10 protein-coding genes are annotated in these 18,104 nt (G+C 50.0%); 7 read left to right on the top strand and 3 right to left on the bottom strand.

The window, feature by feature from the left end:
- Positions 1-102: 102 nt before the first annotated feature.
- On the top strand, positions 103-2,412 hold the full coding sequence (locus Pla110_RS16375) for an outer membrane protein assembly factor BamB family protein (RefSeq protein ID WP_197440245.1): 2,310 nt from the start codon (positions 103-105) through the stop codon (positions 2,410-2,412).
- Between the two features lie 25 nt (positions 2,413-2,437).
- Here Pla110_RS16375 and Pla110_RS16370 read toward each other — a convergent pair whose 3' ends face one another.
- Positions 2,438-5,995 (bottom strand): UvrD-helicase domain-containing protein, encoded by a 3,558-nt coding sequence (locus tag Pla110_RS16370; RefSeq protein ID WP_144997172.1) that lies wholly within the window; start codon positions 5,993-5,995, stop codon positions 2,438-2,440.
- Positions 5,992-9,435 (bottom strand): PD-(D/E)XK nuclease family protein, encoded by a 3,444-nt coding sequence (locus Pla110_RS16365; RefSeq protein ID WP_144997170.1) that lies wholly within the window; start codon positions 9,433-9,435, stop codon positions 5,992-5,994. Before Pla110_RS16365 ends, Pla110_RS16370 begins: the two co-directional genes overlap by 4 nt.
- A gap of 346 nt (positions 9,436-9,781) precedes the next feature.
- On the opposite strand from Pla110_RS16365, the gene Pla110_RS16360 reads away from it, so the two are divergent.
- The 3 genes from Pla110_RS16360 to Pla110_RS16350 all read left to right on the top strand — a co-directional run bounded on the left by Pla110_RS16360 (position 9,782) and on the right by Pla110_RS16350 (position 12,871).
- Positions 9,782-10,474: a hypothetical protein gene (locus tag Pla110_RS16360; protein ID WP_144997168.1), complete on the top strand. Its 693-nt coding sequence runs from the start codon at positions 9,782-9,784 to the stop codon at positions 10,472-10,474.
- Between the two features lie 76 nt (positions 10,475-10,550).
- Positions 10,551-12,089 (top strand): HTTM domain-containing protein, encoded by a 1,539-nt coding sequence (locus tag Pla110_RS16355; RefSeq protein ID WP_144997166.1) that lies wholly within the window; start codon positions 10,551-10,553, stop codon positions 12,087-12,089.
- Between the two features lie 221 nt (positions 12,090-12,310).
- Positions 12,311-12,871, top strand: coding sequence for a hypothetical protein (locus Pla110_RS16350; RefSeq protein WP_144997164.1), 561 nt, complete (start codon positions 12,311-12,313; stop codon positions 12,869-12,871).
- Between the two features lie 79 nt (positions 12,872-12,950).
- Here Pla110_RS16350 and Pla110_RS16345 read toward each other — a convergent pair whose 3' ends face one another.
- The gene (locus tag Pla110_RS16345; protein WP_144997162.1) at positions 12,951-13,370 is read right to left on the bottom strand and encodes a hypothetical protein; all 420 of its coding nucleotides are present in this window, start codon (positions 13,368-13,370) and stop codon (positions 12,951-12,953) included.
- Between the two features lie 301 nt (positions 13,371-13,671).
- On the opposite strand from Pla110_RS16345, the gene Pla110_RS16340 reads away from it, so the two are divergent.
- The 3 genes from Pla110_RS16340 (at position 13,672) to Pla110_RS16330 (ending at position 18,034) form a co-directional block, all read left to right on the top strand.
- Positions 13,672-14,847 (top strand): WD40 repeat domain-containing protein, encoded by a 1,176-nt coding sequence (locus tag Pla110_RS16340; protein WP_144997160.1) that lies wholly within the window; start codon positions 13,672-13,674, stop codon positions 14,845-14,847.
- Positions 14,848-14,905: 58 nt separating this feature from the next.
- Positions 14,906-16,147, top strand: a complete 1,242-nt coding sequence (locus Pla110_RS16335; protein WP_144997158.1) for an exo-alpha-sialidase — start codon at positions 14,906-14,908, stop codon at positions 16,145-16,147.
- Between the two features lie 465 nt (positions 16,148-16,612).
- Entirely contained in the window at positions 16,613-18,034 is a 1,422-nt protein-coding gene (locus Pla110_RS16330) for a purple acid phosphatase family protein (protein ID WP_144997156.1), read from the top strand.
- Positions 18,035-18,104 lie beyond the last annotated feature (70 nt).

Genomic DNA, 18,104 nt, shown 5'->3' with positions numbered 1-18,104 from the left:
GATTTCGAAATTGAGCGTGGCTCTACCTTCGTCGAGACATAAACCAACTAAGCCTTTTGATTCTGAGATTTTCCTATGCGTCGGAAAAACCGAATGACTCACATGAATAGCAATACGACCAACAATATTGAAAACCAGAGTCGGGCGATTACACGGACGGAAACCCTCCAATCGCTACGGTTACTGCGAACAATATTCACGCTTCTGACAGCGATGCTGTTGCTGGCAGGGATGGCTGTCCTCGCAAGCGGCAACGAACCTGAAGAAGTCGCGCAGAAAGTATTGACGGGTCCCTTCGTACAAATGACTGCTCCGGGGGACGCTCTCGTCAGTTGGCAAACACGTCTACCTGCTGATTCTTATCTAGAAATGATGCCCGAAGGGGGATCTTTGAAAAAGGTACCAACCACCAGCGCGGGGACTAAGCATCAGACGACGTTGGCGGATTTGGACATGACGACCAAATATCAGTTCCAGATCATTGGGAAAACCAATGAGGGTCAAAAGTTTGTTTCGGAATTATTCAAATTTGATCCCACACTCGATTATCTCCCTGCAGCTTCTCCGAAGGTCGATTTGTTCGAAACGGATGAACTTACCCCTGTCTATCAAAACGCAGCTGCGGAGATGCTGAAGACGATCCAGACACATAAGGGATATGCTGTTGTACTCGGCGCCGGAACGGGTCGGTTAATCGCTGAGTTGATCAATCAATCTGATTTACATGTCGTTGTCGTCGAACAAGACATGGACAAGGTCCAGGCGATTCGACGTATGTTCGATGACGCTGGCGTCTACGGTGCACGCGTAACGGTTCATCATCAGGAACAGGAACAACTTCCATTCGGACCTTGGTTTGCCAATCTGGTGATCTCGGAATCAGCGTTTGAATCAGTCTCTTTACCGGAATGGTCGAGTGAAATCTTCCGAATCTTGCGACCTGCCGGAGGTGCAGTCTGTCTGGGACAGTTGCAATCGGGAGAGTCAGACGAGGAGCGTGCCTCGCAACTAACCAAGTTCAATGAATGGTTGGGAAATCTTCCTGCTGAGCAGGGACAGGTTGCAACGGCGGAATCGGACGTTTTGCTCGCTTCCTATACCCGAGGCAAATTGCCGGAGAGTGGCGAATGGACCCACATGTATGGGCACCCGGATAATTCGTCCTGCAGTAAAGATGGTGTAATTGGTGGTAAGATGTCTGTTCTGTGGTGGGGACGTCCGGGATCGCGTCCAATGCCTGACCGGGGGGGACGAAACCCCGCCCCCGTTTCTGCAAACGGCAGAATGTACGTTCAAGGCGACCGGACTCTGTTTGGAATGGATGCTTATAACGGGACGATTCTCTGGACGAAACAGATTCCTACGATGCGGCGTGCAAACATGCCCCGTGATGGTTCAAACATGGTGGCGACGGATGATTACCTGTATCTCGCCGTTGATTCCGACTGTTTCATGTTCGACGGACAAACGGGCGAATTGACTGCGACGTATCAGGTGGAGCGGAAGGAAGGGGATGTTGCCTACAACTGGGGTTACCTGGGTGTGGTGAATAATCTCTTACTCGGTACGGCCACTAGCCGCGGTGCACAATACATGGGTGATAATGGCGAGTGGTTTGAAGACTACGAAGCCGCCTCGGTCTCTCGCGTCACCAGCGATAACTTCACTGCTCGCGATGCCACGACCGGAGAGAAACGGTGGACTTATGAGGATGGTAAAATCATGAACTCCACGATCACGATCGATGGAGAGAACGTCTATTTTGTCGAAAGCCGTAATCCGGCTGCAATTGATGAACAAGTAAGTCGGTTACTGGATCAGGTTCAACAACACCAGTACCTCGTCGCACTCGATTTAGAGACGGGTGAAATCAAATGGGAGAAAAGTTACGACTTCAGTAAATGTGAATTCATGACTTATCTCAGTCATACGAACGATACATTGCTGGTAACGGGAACTGATCAAAACAAGAGTTTCCACACCTATGCCTTCGATGCTCGAAATGGATACGAGTTGTGGCAACACTCTGAAGAAGCTAAGAAAAAACATCACAGTGGTCATCTTGCCCACCCGGTGCTGATTGGAGACAAACTCTATCACAACAAGCAGACGGTGGAACTACGCACGGGCAACGTGTTGGAGACGGACGATTTTGATTGGCATGGATGTGGTGTGATGACCGGTTCCAACAACATGCTGTTCCGCCGTTTTGAGTACCACGGGATGTACGATCTGGAAACCCAGGAACGGACCCAGTTCATGGGGGTTCGCAGTGGTTGCTGGTTGAGTCTGATTCCGTCGGGGGGTGTGCTGCTCGCTCCGGAAACGGGTTCCGGTTGTTTCTGCGAACATGCCTTGCAGACGTCGATGGCCTTCTATCCAGTGAAACAAGTTACCGCTCTGGAAAAGTAAACCGGTGAACTTGGCCCGACTGTTCTCAACCGGTCGGCAGAGGCTGCCCTGAGCGAAGATAGTCGATCGCCTGGGAGACCTGCTGATAAAGATCGGTCACCGTTTCCGGGTACAACATATATTCGATGGGCGTCATCTGTTGCCCGAGATGGATTAGTTCCATTCGTTCGGGAACCGTTCCGAGTAGTTGCTCGACAGCGGCGGCGTACAGCGTCAATTGCAATCGGTAGTGATGTAACAGGTAGGCTTTGTCTGATCGAATGCCTGTTTTGTAATCCCACATTCGCCAGCCACCATTTTCTGTCTGGAACAGACAATCGATCTGTCCGCTGATGAGAATCGGCTCTTCCCCTTTTTTCGTAGTTTCTCCCGTCTTTCCGGGTGGCCACTTAAGCAGGAAATCGAGTTCACGATGAATCTCACGTGCTGTTCGCCATTCTTCCATTAGATTCGAAGAGACAAAGGCATTTAGGCAGGTCTTCGCTCGTTGGCGGACTTCTTCTTTGACGGGAACATGAAGTTGCTCGCAGGCTCGATTGATTTCCTGAGTCAAATCGATGTCCTGGTCCAGTTGCAACCGTTCGGTGACGGCATGGACAATGTCACCGAGTGTTGTTGCCTGGTCGACGGTTGTCGTAGGAACGGTCTTGATCGAAGAGAGTGATGTTTCGGATCGATCCGGTTTTGGTAGTTCTGTCTCGTGTTGAAACAGTTGCTCTACAACCTGTTCAATGAGTGAAACACTAAAGACCTGCTGTCCACCGAGACTAGGATCAATGGGAGTTAATAACTCCGGCAACGATATCGGTTCCGCGTCTGCGACGAGTTTCTCAAACTCCGAAAGAGGAATACGTCGCGTGGTTTGGGTTGACTGATCTCGTCGAATCTCTGGTTTTTCTCGCCAGACTTTAACGTGGGGAATTTCGTCCCGGTTCAGCCCCGGTTTGGCAATTTGACCTAATAGTGGGTCACCTTTTAATAAACCTGTCTGAAGATCGAACTTCCGTTCGAGCAGTTGCATCCAGGGAGACGAGAGACTTTTACCGGACTCAAAGGCTGCAGACAACATCAGGATATCCGCGGCGCGTGTCGTGGCGACATAGAAGAGCCGTTTGTATTCTTCTTTGTCGGCCCATTTCTCTTCCTGATGATTGATTTGCTGACCTAGGCTCTTTTTTGATTCGCCCTGTTTGGTTGGAGGCGACACGAGCGGACCGAGATGCGGATGAAAAGCGACAGCTGAATGTTGGGGACTTGGTTCCCAGGCACAATCGGAGACGATCACTACGGGGAATTCAAGGCCTTTCGACTGATGAACTGTCATCAGCCGCACGACGTCACTTGTTTCCGGATGAGTGGTGGCGAGTTCCTCTTTGCTTTCTTCACGCAGGCTGGTTTTTAATCGAACGACAAAATCGGAGAGTGTGTATAAACCGCTGCGGTCGAACTGACGAGCCATGTCGATCAGCTTGCGTAGGTTGGCGACTTTCCTGGCACCCATAAACTCATGCAGCAGAGAAGCATCGTAACCGGTCTCCTCCAGCAGATAGCGGAACAGTTTGACGAGAGTCCATTGATCTTTTTGAGATCGCAACTCTGTCAGAACTCGTGCCGCTTGCCGGATCTGCTGCTGTTGTTCGGGAGGGAGGTGTGCGGGGGGCTCTGTCGTAATCGCTTGCAGAAGTGAATGTTCTTCGCCAGAACTTTTCGGTTGATATTTGAGGGAAAAAATCGTGTCGTCATCCAGTCCGAAAAAAGGAGACCTCAATACTCCCGCGAGCGAGATTTCATCCGTAGGATCATCGAGTACCTGGCAGATGTTGATAAAGTCGAAGACTTCCTGTTGAGCGTAAAAGGCCCGGCCACCGACGAGGTAGTAATCGAGATCGAGGTTTCGTAACGCCTCTTCATACAAACCGACGTTTGACATGGCACGGAAGAGTATGACGATATCACCGGGTTCAGTACGCCTGAGGATGGACTCGTTGGTCTCAGGGTCGCGTGTCCGGATGCGGGGTGTTTCATCCTGAAGCATCTGCTGAATACGATGGGCAATGGTCTCCGCCTCAATCCGTCGACGGACGGAGGCATTTGCTTTCTTCTCCCAACTGTTTTCATCAGCCCATAGAAATTCGATGGTGGGAGTTGGGGTCAGCTGGATTGGCGAGAAAGGTTGAAGCGCTTCGTAGTTTTCTTCGACTTCGTCAAAGAAGAGAACATTGACGAACCTAAGGATCTCTGGTTGGCTTCGAAAATTCGTGCTCAGCGGCAGGCGGCCTTTTTCTGGTACTTCCTGACGAAGAGAGAGAAAGACTTGAGGATCGGCCCGACGAAAACGGTAGATAGATTGTTTAACATCGCCTACCAGAAAGAGCTTACCCGTAAGTAGCTGCTGTTCGCATAAAAAGCGGACAACATCTGTTTGAACGGGGTCGGTATCCTGGAATTCATCGACCATTAGGTACTCGATGCCGTCCGCCGCTCGTATTCGCAGCGATTTCAAGTCCCGAAGTAAATTCCGGGTAAGCAATAATAGATCATCGAAGTCGAGCAACCCCTGTTCCCGTTTGTATTCTGCGTATGCCCAACTGGCATGTTGCCCAAGGCGGAAGAGTTGCTGCCCCAGTTCGATAATTGGTTCAATATCGTCTTCGAGTATACTATCAAACTCAAGAATCTTATCGATGTCGTCCTTGACCGATTTAAAAAGAAGCTTCAATTCCTCCTGAGTCGAATCCTCTTCCCAATGGTTGGCGCGAGCTCCCTTCAGGTTGAGGTTCTCTCGTATTTCTTGCAACGGCGCAAGCGGGTTCGGCCATTCTGTGAATTGATCGAGGATCGAGACGATTATTTTGCGTCGTTCTTCCATTTTGGGTGCGCCGCAAACATTATTCGAGAGCACTTCATGAACGCGTTTCAGTGCGTTTGATTCCATTAGCTCCTTGATTAACGCTGGTTGGAAAATTTCTTTGTAATATTGGATCCAACTCTCTGCCGCTTGTGGGACATCTTGCAATTCGAATTGATGGGTTTCTATTTGAAACCGTTGGTAGACCATCTGCTGGATGTGCTGGCTCGTCCGTTCGAGACCGTATTCACGGATAAGAGCGAGCGCGTCTTCGTCTCGTTCTTCCAGTTTCTGATGCAATGTTTCATTAATCTGGCGAACCAGCAGAGGCTCTGCAAATGCCGGTTCGATCAAGCCAAACTGAGGATCGAGTCCTGCATCTACTGCATGTCTTCGGAGGAAGCCAGAACAGAACGAGTGGATCGTAGTGATTCGCGCGGTTTCCAGTCCACGGAGAATACGGAGCCAGTAGTCGACGTGCTGTTCGTCACATTGCTGCAGTGCTTCTCGACAAGCTTCGCGGATACGATGCCGCATTTCGCGGGCAGCCCGTTCAGTGAACGTAATGGCGACGATGCGAGAGAGCGGATCAGGTTCTCCCGTTGGATCAAGGTAACTCAAAAATCGATGAGTCAGTACAAATGTTTTCCCGCAGCCGGCACCTGCCGCGAGCGCAATGGAGACATCGCGAGTGTTGATCGCCTTCGCCTGTTGATCAGTAAATCTCGGGCTCATTCGGCACCCTCCTGTTCGGCTTGCTCATCTTTCGTTGGTTCTTCAATTCCCGTCTGAAACTGTTTATCAAGTGAATCAGGAAGGGAACGAATCTGGCCGACTCGGCAGATGGTGCGGAATTCACATCGTTGGCCGCAATTCACATCTTCGTTGAAGACGGGGAACTCTCCTGCCCGGATCTCGGAGGCCAGCTTGGGGAGCAATTCATCGAGGATGGCACTCAGGCGATCCACGATTTGTTGTCCAAGAATTTTCGGGAATCGCTGCGGGTGATTGGTAATACCTCGATTATAACCATCTTCATTCAGCAGCCAGTAGCCCAAGTCAAAGGGAACGGCGTCGGGACTGATCAAACCGAGCCGCTGAACGGCGAGTGTGTAGATCGCCAATTGCAACTTGCGCCCCGAGAGGATATCTCGGAAGTTGACTTTCTTGACGCTTCCTGTTTTGAAATCGATAACGTTGAAATGCAGTTTGCCCTCGTATTGACCAACATCAATGCGGTCGATTCTACCCCGGATGCGAACGGGCGGGGCCTCGCCTGAATCGTTCCCGAATGGAACACTCTCGTACAAAATCTCGAAATCACCCTTCTCCGTAGGGACTTCACCGAAAGGAAGCTCGACAAATCTGGGTACCGGACGTTCGTCCCAGGTCTCTAAGAAATCACCGGCGTAGTTTGTCCAATGTTGACCGAAAGCTTCTCCCCACTGCTGAAAGAGCTCTTGCTCTACTTCCATCAGGACCTGCTCCAGTTCCGAAGCACTTGGTAAGTTAATCAGTTTTTCGGTCGTTAATGTCTGGAATAAATCCTGAACCCAGACCGCTTCGTCACTCAGCGTGTGAGAGGAATGCGGCTCTTCTTCCTGATACTGTCGATGTAGAGCGGCAAGAATATCGTGAGTAATGATTCCGCGGCGTTTGTAGTCTGTTTTAATCTCGGGCGGGTCGAGTGACTGCAATCGGAATAGCTCGGCGTACATGAACCGAAAGGGACATTCGGCGTAGTTCTCCAGTTGTCGAGTACTGAATTGGTAGTCAGGCACGAAGTGCTCGGAGAGCAGGTTTCGATTATACGTCGAGTCGAGTAATCCCTCAAAAGGGGTAAATCCATGTGTATGAAAACGGGCATGGGCCATGTTGGTTGTTGCCAGAATGGTGCGCGCTGCTGGCGTGGTTTCAGAACTGGTGAACAACGTGGCGAAAAGTTCCGGATGCTTGAGCCGAACGGCCTCGGTGGCGACTAATCGCAGATCCGTACTGGTAAACATGGTCTGCCGGTCTGGTAATGGATTGAGGCTGCCGACATGGCGGACGGGCACGGCCGACTCGGAAAAGAGTTCTCGAACCGATTGATAATAAGGTGCCGGGAAAAGAGGTTCTCCGCCAGTGTTTACTGAGGGATAACTGAGTATCAGGCGTTTTCTCGCTCGCGTGATGATCGAGTAGAAGAGTAACATTTCTTCCTGGGTCTGAGTCGCGGAGTGCCCCAGGGGGATGTCCCATTCATGGAACTGCAGACGTTCCGCCTCGCTGTAGATACAGTCTTCATTGCGGCCTTGGGGAAAGCTGCCTTCGGTCATCCCGGCGAGGAAAAGATAATCAATTTCCAGGTTGCGAACCTGGGAGGCTTCCAGAAGTCGGATAACGCCAGATTCACGTTGAGGCTGCGGAAAACGAATACGTTGTAAAATGTGAATCAACTGCGACTGGAACTCAGTGAGGCTGATTTTCTGTTGAGCGATCTGGAACTGCTGGCAGAACCGAATCGCGTCAAACAACGATTTCTCCAGAAAGTCCCACTGCTGACGTTGCTGCTGGAGAGAGTCTTTCTCTTCGACGTCTGTTGTTCTTTTAGCTTTCGCAACTGGCTGCAAACCAAGTTCACGTGCAATGAGGACTAGCTGTTCGATCCATTCGGCAAAAGAGAAAGCCTTTCTTTTTCGTAACGGTGCAGTCACGTCGGAAAGCCGATTCAATCCGGCTGCGGCGATCGCAAGTTGATTGCGAAAGGTCTCGCGTGAAGTCTCTTCAGGTTGTTCTTCTGCTCGCTCTTTTTCGTTTTCGACGAGCCAGTTCAGTTTACGTAACAGGCTATACCGACCTTCGCCTAATAGAGATCGGCGGATGATCGTACTGATAGCTATGGCGGGGCTGGAGGTGTCGGTACCATTTGTAGCGGTGTATCCTTTCCATGATGGGCGGAAGAAATTCGAATCGATCAATTTCATTAAACGATCATACGACCAGTCTTCCTGCTCCAGTTGAAGAATACTGAAGAGTGCTTTTGTTAAAGGAAGCTCAGTCACTGCGGTGGAACTGTCACTGTAATAGGGAACGCCCGCTGCTGAGAGGATCTCCATCAATAAACTAGAATCCTCTTTCAACGATCGAAAACAGATAACAATCTGCCCTGGATCGACTCCTTGAAGGAGTAGCTGCTTCGCTTCACGGGCAATGTACTCGGCTTCGGAAGTGGGTCCAATGGCCGCTATCAGTTCAATACCGGTTCCTTCGGTTGATGGAGTGAGCTTACGTGGATTGAGAAAAAGGTTGCGGGCGATGAATTGAATTGCAGGTGGCGAATTGGAATTCGCTTTGTCCGGTTGCAAGTGCTGAACCGAAGAACGGGTGGCAGCTTTCTTCAAGCTGGTTCGTCCCACGATCGTTTTCGCAAAGAGATCCTTGCGAGCGAGTGGGTCTTCAAGTGGAAGCGAAATGAGCATTCGCTTCGCGCGGTCCGCGAGACGGTCCAGAATTCCATACTGCGTAAAAGTGAAGTCGGTGAAGCCGTCGACGATAATCAGGTCGAGTGCGGCAAAGGGACCGTACTCACCTCGTTCCAGTGCATCACGGGCAGACCAGAAACGCCCTTCGGCATCGTACAGTTTGATATTCGTTCCTGAAGGATTGTGGAGGAAGTTCTGGTAGCGAAGATAAAGATCGCCCAGTTCACAGTCCTTACGACGACTATCCAAATGCTGGTGACAAGTTTCGAGAAAATGTTCGGGCCAGATTTCGTCCCGTTTCAGTTCTGAGATAAACTGGCAGGCGAGTTCCAGGTATCCTTCGGTATGGGCGATTTTCCGAAAGTGAGTCAGCTCCTTGTCCTGCATCTGTTGATCAATGAGCGAACGGACCACCAGGCGTTTGGCAGTGTCGGACAGGAAGCGGACCGGCTCGGAACCATGACGCAGGATCAATTCAGCGAATTGATCGAACGTGAGAATGTTCGGCGCAAAACAACCCTTCAGCCTGGAGTCCGCGAAAAGCTGCTGGCGAACAAGCTCGCGAGAGCGAAGCGTCGGTGTTAACCAGAGAAGACGGGGAATTCGTTTTTCCTCCGTCGCCACCTGAAGCGCAGTCTGGTACTCCGCCAGAAGTCGGTTCGTTTTACCGACCCCGGCAATTCCGGTTAAAATTTCAATCTCGGCGAGCATACTCCGTAATCCTGCAGGAGTTCGGGGCTTATCGGAATTGGCAGACAGGAACCCAATCGTACGTCTGAGAACCGGTGTTCAGTATAAGGAGTGTCGGTTATTCTGGGTACTGAACAGTGACCAAATTAGAAAATGGTGTCAAAGTTGAAAGTAAATGAATCATGCTCCCCGGACAGATCGTTAAAAATCTTGAATCGATCTTGACCTAAATGTCCTTTTTATGACAATTCAATCCGTCCCGATCTAGTATCGGGCGTATGGGGTCGGACAAGGATTCGTCTGACACTGGTAATCCCGACCGAGGTCGTGATTATCCTCTTTAGAACCAGGACAGGGATGTCGCACGATGAAACTCTGGTTAGCGAATTTAGTCATCGTCTCCTATTTGGGGGCCATGGGCTTTGGATTATTCAGTAACGTGATGGGATACATGAATGCATCTCATCCGGCTATGTATTTCGTTGTCTGGGATATGTTTTGTGGCTGGTCTGCTTACGAAAACCGGATCCATCTGGTCGGCGAAGGCGAAAGTGGAACCTACTACGACCTTTCCAGCGGACCTTGGGGTGAATTCACCCCTTACTCCGATATCGGTCGCCGTCACTACGATTACAACGGACTCAACTTGAAGAACATTTCTGAGAATGTTCTGGCGCATACGTCGCACGAACCGATGGCCCGGATCTATGTCTTTGAAGAGAACTGGGCCAAGAAGTACAACATGCCCGATTATATCTGGAGTCGCTTGTACGACGAACCGAAAGAGCCACGTAGCTATTTTGCGATTCGTCAGGTTTTAGATTCGAACAGTCAAATCGCACTCTCCAACGCCTGTTGGTTGTCGCGTTGTTCGCAAAACGATTTTGTGAATAACCCGCGATTACAACGGGAAGCTCAGTCGGCGAGTCCTTATTACACGTTCGACAATGCTTCGAAACGAAAGCCCGCTTCTCGTTCCACTTCTCGGCCGAAGGAAGAGAAAACCGTTTTTCAGGATCAGAAAGAGCCGGATAACTTGTTTACCCCGGCTGGAAACTGAAACGACTCTAGAGGCTTGACGGGCGGTCGAACTTTTCTCTTCTCTTTTAATAAAACTGCTGTCACGGAAGACAATCATGAAGATGATTCAGACAGAGCGGAAATCGATTGTTCAGGAATTGCGTGACTTTTTCCATAAAGAAGAAGTCCCTTTCGGGCTGGCGTTAATACGAATGGCATTACCTTTCGTACTGTTTCTGACGATGGCCATTCGGTGGACCTGGAGCCGAGAACTGTACTCGTCCGATGGGGCCCCTGCTCCACTGGCGATCGGTTTTGGATATCACGATTTCTTGCCTTTGTTACCAGGCTCAGTCATCGTTGCGCTGCATACGTTGATGTTGTTTGGCATGATCTGCTGCATGATCGGATGGCGAACGCGAGTGTCGCTTATCATTACCGGGCTCATCTATACTTACCTGTGTATGTTTGATGTGATGTCCACGATGACGAAATACTCAGTTATTTCCAGCCATATGTTCTTTATTCTGTCGCTATCCAATTGTGGGGCCGTATGGTCTGTCGACAGTTGGTTGGAAAAACGAAAAGCGAAGCAGAATGGCGTCTGTCGATCTATTGATGACTATCCCCGGTTTCCGCTTTGGCCCCAACGGCTTATTCAACTGATGATAGCACTGGTCTATTTTGGTGCAGCTGTCACTAAGTTCCACACTGCGGGTTACTTTAATGGCGACCAGATGCATCATTGGATGAATACGAATATCAACAATGCGAACCCCGTTGGCGAATTATTGACTCTGTTTCCGGGATTCGTTCTCTTTTCGGCTTACCTGGCCATCTTGTGGGAGATCCTGTTTATCGGAATTGTCTGGACCCGATGGGGACGCATCATCGCGATTGGAATTGGTACGAGCTTTCATGCGATGACTACGCTGATTCTTGGTTTGTATATTTTCCCGCTAATCTGTTTCTGCGCTTACCTTGCCTTCATTACGGAAGAAGATGTTCAGAGAGTTTCCTACTGGTGGCGGAAGAAAGTTCGCAGCCGCGAGTGGAGCAAAATGGTTAGTTCATGGGGATCCACTTTAAAAGAGCTGATACCTTCACCAGCGAAACCAGTCAGCTCTGTACGTAGTCAATTGCTTTTCACTGCCGTTGCCACGTTAATTGTCACTGGCGGCGTTTTCGCGGAACATCAACGAGACCTGTATCAGGTCCGTTCAGACTCGGGTCCACTTCCTTTGCGAGAACTCGATCGGGATTACGTGGAGATGATGCTGGGTTCCGCCAACGACCCCATCACTGAGAAAGATAAACTCTTTTCGTTTGAAGTGGGAACGATGAAACTTGGACCGCGATTGGTCTATCAGCAATACAATTATGAGATTGGTGATTCCCTCATCGCCCAATGTTATCTCAACCCACCTCACGCAGACATGTGGTTGGAGTGTAATCTCCATGATGCTCATGACAATCTAGTTGACCGGGTGAAGTTACTTGTTTCGAGAGACCAGAATGTTGTCGACTTCAATTACACTTTCGGCGAGTCCGTTTCCCCAGGTAATTATGATCTGGTAGTAATGAGCAAAGGGGATGAGATCGCTCGAAAACGGATCTCGGTGGGCACTCAGATGGAGCAGGCGGCAGCCAACTGAGTTCGAATCTTTTCGAGATAATGAGGTTAACGCACAAGCCTTGAGGGTGACTTTCTCAAATGGAGAAAGTCATCTTTTTTTGTACCACGAATGATTCTTTGATTTTATGAAATGGGGCACACATCACGGCGACTCATGCCTATAATTGGATGTTGTCTAATTAGCAATTCGGGCCGCAGACAGTTCGTGTCACACCTCTGTATTTTGAAAGGGTTTTCCTCATGTGGTTCACCGAAACTCCCTGGCCTCCCATTTACATATGCTTCGGGCTCTTTCTTTTGTTGTTCGTGTACGGCGTGTCCACTGGTCGAGGTAAAGCGGCAACGATTGGTCTCGGTTGTCTGGCAGTTTGCCCCCTGCTCTTTTTCTTAGAACGATTTGTCGTCACCGAAGCAGAAGTGGTAGAGCAAGTTGTCCTGGATCTGGCCTCCGATGTTCAGGAAAACCGGCAGCAGGAAGTGATTAATCACCTGAGTGATAATGAAAGTACGATCGGTGTGTTAATTCGCTCGGGCATGTCAAAGTACGATCTCTCAGAGAACCTTCGCATCACCGATCTTTCGGTTGAGGTCGACCCTGGAGGACAGTCGGCAAAGGCCCATTTGCGGGCGAATGGAACTGTCCGTCCTCGAGGGAATTCGGGAATGCAGGGGCAACGTTTTCCGTCACGATGGCATGTCTATTTTGAGCGAGACAATGACGAGTGGAAAGTGACTCAGATCGAACGCCTCAGCCCCACCTCCGGTAAAACGATGCCGATCCTGGCGACTCGTATTCAGTAGATGGTTCATGCCAGGTTCCAGAGGGTGACGACTGATACGAACTTTTTAGCAAAGCTGAGGAACGAGCAGCGGAGTTCTCTTACGGTTTGTAGCGTGGGCCGTACATCATGTTCCAACCTTCGTATTGCACTGTCGTATCAACACTATTCCCTGACCGGAGTTGAACACGATTGACACGATATCCTCCCGTCACTGCAAATCCAGGATTTACTCCATGGTATGCCTTCCGGTAGGCTGATCGGCTCTCGGGTTGCGGGTAGTGAATCTCCCCATGGGGTTCCGGGGCGTGGCTGAAATACGAACGACGATACATCCAGCTTCCGTCGGCGGCTTCACTTTCCACTCCCGTGAAGACGAGCATCAACAACGTGCCAAGCAGAATCACGAATCCGTCACGAATCGAGAAACCAGATGGGTTCGAGTGATAATTCTGGGTGTTGTTGATCGTCATGTTGATTCCTCGAAACATTGATTGAGGCGATTTGTTGACAAAACGCATCAAATTCCATTCTGAAGCGTGTTTTCGGGTACTGTCAAACAGGTTTCGCTAATCACATGCCAAAGCCGGCAAAGTGACGAATTCTTCATCAACTGGAGAATTCCGTTCTGATTCGCCTGCTAGCGCGTGCTTCCTTCTCGGCAGAGTTGATATTCTTTTAGTGCGCTGAAACAATCGAAAGACATCACCTGGCACGAAATACAGAGATTTCGTGATCAAGGCACATCTTATGCTTTGGTTAATGCTTCACTGAATTATTCCTACGGAAATGATTCCAACGCGCACGAATGGGAAAACGGATATGTACTTAAACACTCGTAACGGGGTTTTGCTGACAGCAGCCTTCATTTCTTTAGGCATTGTGAATGGAGCCGATGCCCAACTCATGCTTTCCGGAAATGAAAATAAAATCGATGTGCATACGGGAGCAGCTCGCGTTGTTCCTGGCTCCCATCCAGAAGCAGGATCAATTAGCATTCTGGACTTTTCTCAGTTTCCTCCACGGGTGGAACATCTTCCGGGTATTGAAAACACCGTTGTCGGTCCTCCGTCAAACATTGCGATCACTCCGAATCACGAGTTGGCACTGATAGCCAGCTCGCTGAAGATTGATCCGAACGATGAAACTCAATATGCCCCCGACGATTTAATTCACGTGCTTGATCTGACCACGGAACCACCCCAAGTCATTCAGGAAATCCATTACGGCTCGCAGCCCTCTGGCATGTCGATTACTCCCGATGGTAAACTGGCAATCGTTGCCAACCGGGCGGCGGGTTCGATTTCGATTTTACGGATTCGTGAGAAACAAGTGACTCCGTTGACGATGATCAAGGTTGATGAACCCGAAGCATCCGTGTCCGATGTGGCCATTAGTCCCGATGGAAAAACAGGATTGATTAGTGTGCAGGAAGGTTGTTACCTCGCGCAGTTCACGATCGATGACGAACAAGTCGAATTGAATGGACGCCGGTTTAATACGTTCGGTCGTCCGTATCGTTGTGTCATCTCTCCCGATGGACAGTTTGGTCTGACGGCCGGAGCCGGGTCGGGAGATGGAGCTCCCAACATCGACGCACTCACTGTGATCGATCTTCAGGCCGATCGTCCGCACACGACTGATATCGTTCCTATCGGTGCGATTCCAGAATCAATCGAAGTCAGTCCCGACGGTAAACTGGTGGCCGCAGTCGTGATGGGAAGTTCAAATTACGACGCTTCGAATCCTCTGTTCAAAGACGACGCCGAAGTGGTCCTACTGGAAAGGAACGAAGACTCTTACAAAGTCGTTCAGCGTCTTCCGCTCAAACGGATTCCAGAAGGGGTCGCCTTTACCTCCGATGGGAAATACCTGGTAGTGCAATGCCATCTCGCCAAGGAGTTGTTCCTTTACAAAGTGAGCGGACAACGGTTGGAGGATACCGGATACCGGATCAAAGTCCCGGGGTATGCGTCATCGCTTCGAGCCGCACCCTAATTCTGTTATCGCTTTCTACTCAGATTTGCATCAGGCCGCTCTCACGAAAGTTGCAATTATGCTCACTCCATCATTGATGACCCGCGTTAGTCTTGGGCTCGCGTTCATGTTCTTCGCCCTCGACGTCCGAGGGGAAGATGCCACTTTTCAACCGCTCGACTATGAGATCGAAACTCAAAAGCTACTGGAGCATGACGATGGCCATTTTCTCTGGTTTCATCCCCGTCTAGCTCCGCTGCCCGGAATGGGACGAGATGGCAAGATTGCCGCGATCATGACGATTCAGAAGCACCTGCATCGCTCTGATTTCTATTCCGGTCTTAGCTATATGACGACCTACGACGGTGGAAAAGTCTGGTCAGGTACGATCCGTCCTGAGGAGTTGAGTTGGGTGTCCGATGGAGATGTGAATGTTTCCGCTTGCGACATGACTCCCGGGTGGCACGCTCCTTCTGAAACAGTTTTGGCAGTAGGTGCAGAAGTACGCTACAGTGCGGATGGGGATCAACTAAGTGATATTAAACGGGCCCATCAGACGTCTTACGCCGTGTACGACCCAAAGGCGCGAAGTTGGTCGACCTTACGACGAGTGAATATGCCAGAAGACGACAAGTTCGATTATGCCCGCAGTGCGTGTGCCCAGTGGCTTACATTGCCGGATGGAACAGTTCTGCTTCCCTTCTATTGCGGCGAAACAGATAAGCAACCGTTCAATGTGATGGTGGTACGCTTTCGGTTCGACGGGAAAGACCTTGAATACATCGAGCATGGCAACGAAATGAAACTGGATGTGGTACGAGGATTAGTAGAACCCTCGATTACCTTTTTCCAGAACAAGTTTTATCTCACGCTTCGCAACGATAAAAAAGGATACGTTACGACGAGTGAAGATGGACTTCAATACGAACCGATAAAAACGTGGACCTTCGACGACGGAACAGAATTGGGAAGCTATAACACCCAACAACACTGGGCGACTCATCAGGATGGTCTGTTTCTCTGCTATACCCGCAGCGGTGCGGATAACGATCACATCTTTCGTCACCGGGCTCCTTTGTTTATCGCCCAGGTGAATCCGGAAACTCTTCAAGTCGTTCGCTCTACTGAACGAGTGCTGGTCCCCGAGAACGGGGCGACGTTGGGGAACTTCGGTATATCTGAAATGAATTCTGCGGAAACCTGGGTGACGGTCTCTGAAGGAATCTTCAGTAAGGAAGCAAAAGAGTCGGCCGCTACAGGTGCTACCTGGCTGACACGAATCAAATGGAAAACCCCCAACAGCCTGGCACCGAAACCGTGAAGATCGGTTCAGGGGCGACGTTCATTAGGATATTAAAATATGTTCATCACGTCTTAATGATGGTCTGCGATAAGATCATTCTTTCCATGTTCACTATAGGAAGACTGGTCAATGGGTAGGTCTGCCGTATAGATTAGATCTTGTCCAGGATATGTGTGGCGGCTATCGGTTCCGAAGAGCCCTTGAAATCAGGAGGCAACACCGCCAGAACACGCTACGATTAACTGGATTGCGATTAGAAATACCGTATTTACGTTTCCTACCTGACTTTCCCTCCTGTACGCCCTCCTTTTCTCGCTATTAACCTGTTCGCGATGCACCTTACGTAACGGGATGAGATAGACTTGTATTTATCTCAATGCGATTACCTGCAGTTTCATTGAACGCACTTAAACTGAATGCGCTCAAACTGATTCAGGGTGGCGTAGACTAGAAAATCTTACGACAACACTTTGAGGACCCTCCATGAAGTCATTATCGTTTCGATATTTATGTGCCACATGTTTGATGACAGCCGCTTTGACTAATTTCGGCGTGCCTGCTGTTCAGGCGCATGACGAAGATGATCACAAACATGAACCCGTTCTGGCAGCGGATCTCGAAGTCTGGAAACCTTCGGCAGTTCCAGACCGGATTGTCCTCTCCTGGAAGGAAGCTCCTGCTACGACGCAGGCGGTGAATTGGCGAACCGATACCAGCGTGTATCGCGCTTACGCTGAAGTCGCCAAAGCAACGGCTGGCCCCATTCCGGAAGCCGACTCAAAACGGTACAACGCCAAGACATCACTGCTGTTGACCAGCTTGCATCCTGCTCATTACCACAGTGTCAACTTCCGTGAACTCGAGCCAGCGACGAAGTATGCCTATCGCGTCGGTGATGGGGTGAACTGGTCTGAATGGTCTCACTTCACCACGGCAAGCGAAGAAAATAAACCGTTCACGTTCGTTTATTTTGGTGACGCTCAAAATGATTTAAAATCACACTGGTCTCGCATAGTTCGTGAAGCATTCAAAGATGCTCCAAGAGCGGCATTCTTCCTGCACGCTGGCGACCTGATCAACGATGCACACAACGATGCAAACTGGGGCGAATGGTTCTACAGCGGTGGTTTCATTAATCGCACGACGCCCGTCATAGCTGTTCCCGGTAACCATGAGTACTTCAAAGAAAAAGGGGACGATGGCGAGTATAAAACTTACTATCTCACCAAACACTGGCGCCCGACCTTCACCTTCCCGGAACATGGTCCCAGTGACCTGGAAGAATCGGTTTTCTACATCGACTATCAAGGTGTCCGAATCGTCGCCATGAACTCGAACGAACGTTTGGATGAACAAGCTGAGTGGTTAGATAAGGTTTTAGCCAATAACCCGAATCAATGGACGATTCTGACGTTCCATCACCCGATCTATTCACCCAAAGCAGGACGCGACAACCCGACGTTGCGTGCGAAATGGCAACCCACGATTGATAAATACAAAGTTGATCTTGTTCTGCAGGGGCATGACCATACTTACTCTCGCACCAAACTGATGAAAGCGGGCGACTACGAGCCCACCGCTTTGGCCGAGAATCAACCCAGTGGCGAGAAGGGACAGAAGGATGAAACAGGCACGATGTACGTTGTCTCTGTGAGTGGTCCTAAAATGTACGACCTGGGGCGTCAACCCTTCATGCGTCGCGCCGCCGAAGATACTCAGCTGTATCAGATCATTACTGTGGATGGGGACAAATTGAAATATGAAGCTCGTACGGCCATCGGCGAAAAGTACGATGGGTTCACATTGCAGAAACGAGAAGGTAAACCCAACAAATTAATCGAGCAAGTTCCCGACACTCCCGAAAATCGTCGCGAGCCAGCTGAAGAAGAGGAAAAGAAGGAGTAGTCAACCTGCTTCCATATTTTGAATAATGCGAATTCGAAGCCCGCCGCGTGCGGGCTTTTTTTATAGTTGA

Source organism: Polystyrenella longa, assembly GCF_007750395.1.
Classification (GTDB): Bacteria; Planctomycetota; Planctomycetia; order Planctomycetales; family Planctomycetaceae; genus Polystyrenella; species Polystyrenella longa.
Note: the sequence above shows the minus strand (reverse complement) of the source record. Positions and strands in the feature narration are given on the sequence as shown.

Bases quoted from the DNA above. Each gene is read 5' to 3' on its own strand.
- Pla110_RS16345 (WP_144997162.1), bottom strand. From the start codon at position 13,370: ATGCGTTTTGTCAACAAATCGCCTCAATCAATGTTTCGAGGAATCAAC.
- Pla110_RS16330 (WP_144997156.1), top strand. From the start codon at position 16,613: ATGAAGTCATTATCGTTTCGATATTTATGTGCCACATGTTTGATGACA.
- Pla110_RS16335 (WP_144997158.1), top strand. From the start codon at position 14,906: ATGCTCACTCCATCATTGATGACCCGCGTTAGTCTTGGGCTCGCGTTC.
- Pla110_RS16360 (WP_144997168.1), top strand. From the start codon at position 9,782: ATGAAACTCTGGTTAGCGAATTTAGTCATCGTCTCCTATTTGGGGGCC.
- Pla110_RS16365 (WP_144997170.1), bottom strand. From the start codon at position 9,435: ATGCTCGCCGAGATTGAAATTTTAACCGGAATTGCCGGGGTCGGTAAA.
- Pla110_RS16370 (WP_144997172.1), bottom strand. From the start codon at position 5,995: ATGAGCCCGAGATTTACTGATCAACAGGCGAAGGCGATCAACACTCGC.
- Pla110_RS16355 (WP_144997166.1), top strand. From the start codon at position 10,551: ATGAAGATGATTCAGACAGAGCGGAAATCGATTGTTCAGGAATTGCGT.
- Pla110_RS16340 (WP_144997160.1), top strand. From the start codon at position 13,672: ATGTACTTAAACACTCGTAACGGGGTTTTGCTGACAGCAGCCTTCATT.
- Pla110_RS16375 (WP_197440245.1), top strand. From the start codon at position 103: ATGAATAGCAATACGACCAACAATATTGAAAACCAGAGTCGGGCGATT.
- Pla110_RS16350 (WP_144997164.1), top strand. From the start codon at position 12,311: ATGTGGTTCACCGAAACTCCCTGGCCTCCCATTTACATATGCTTCGGG.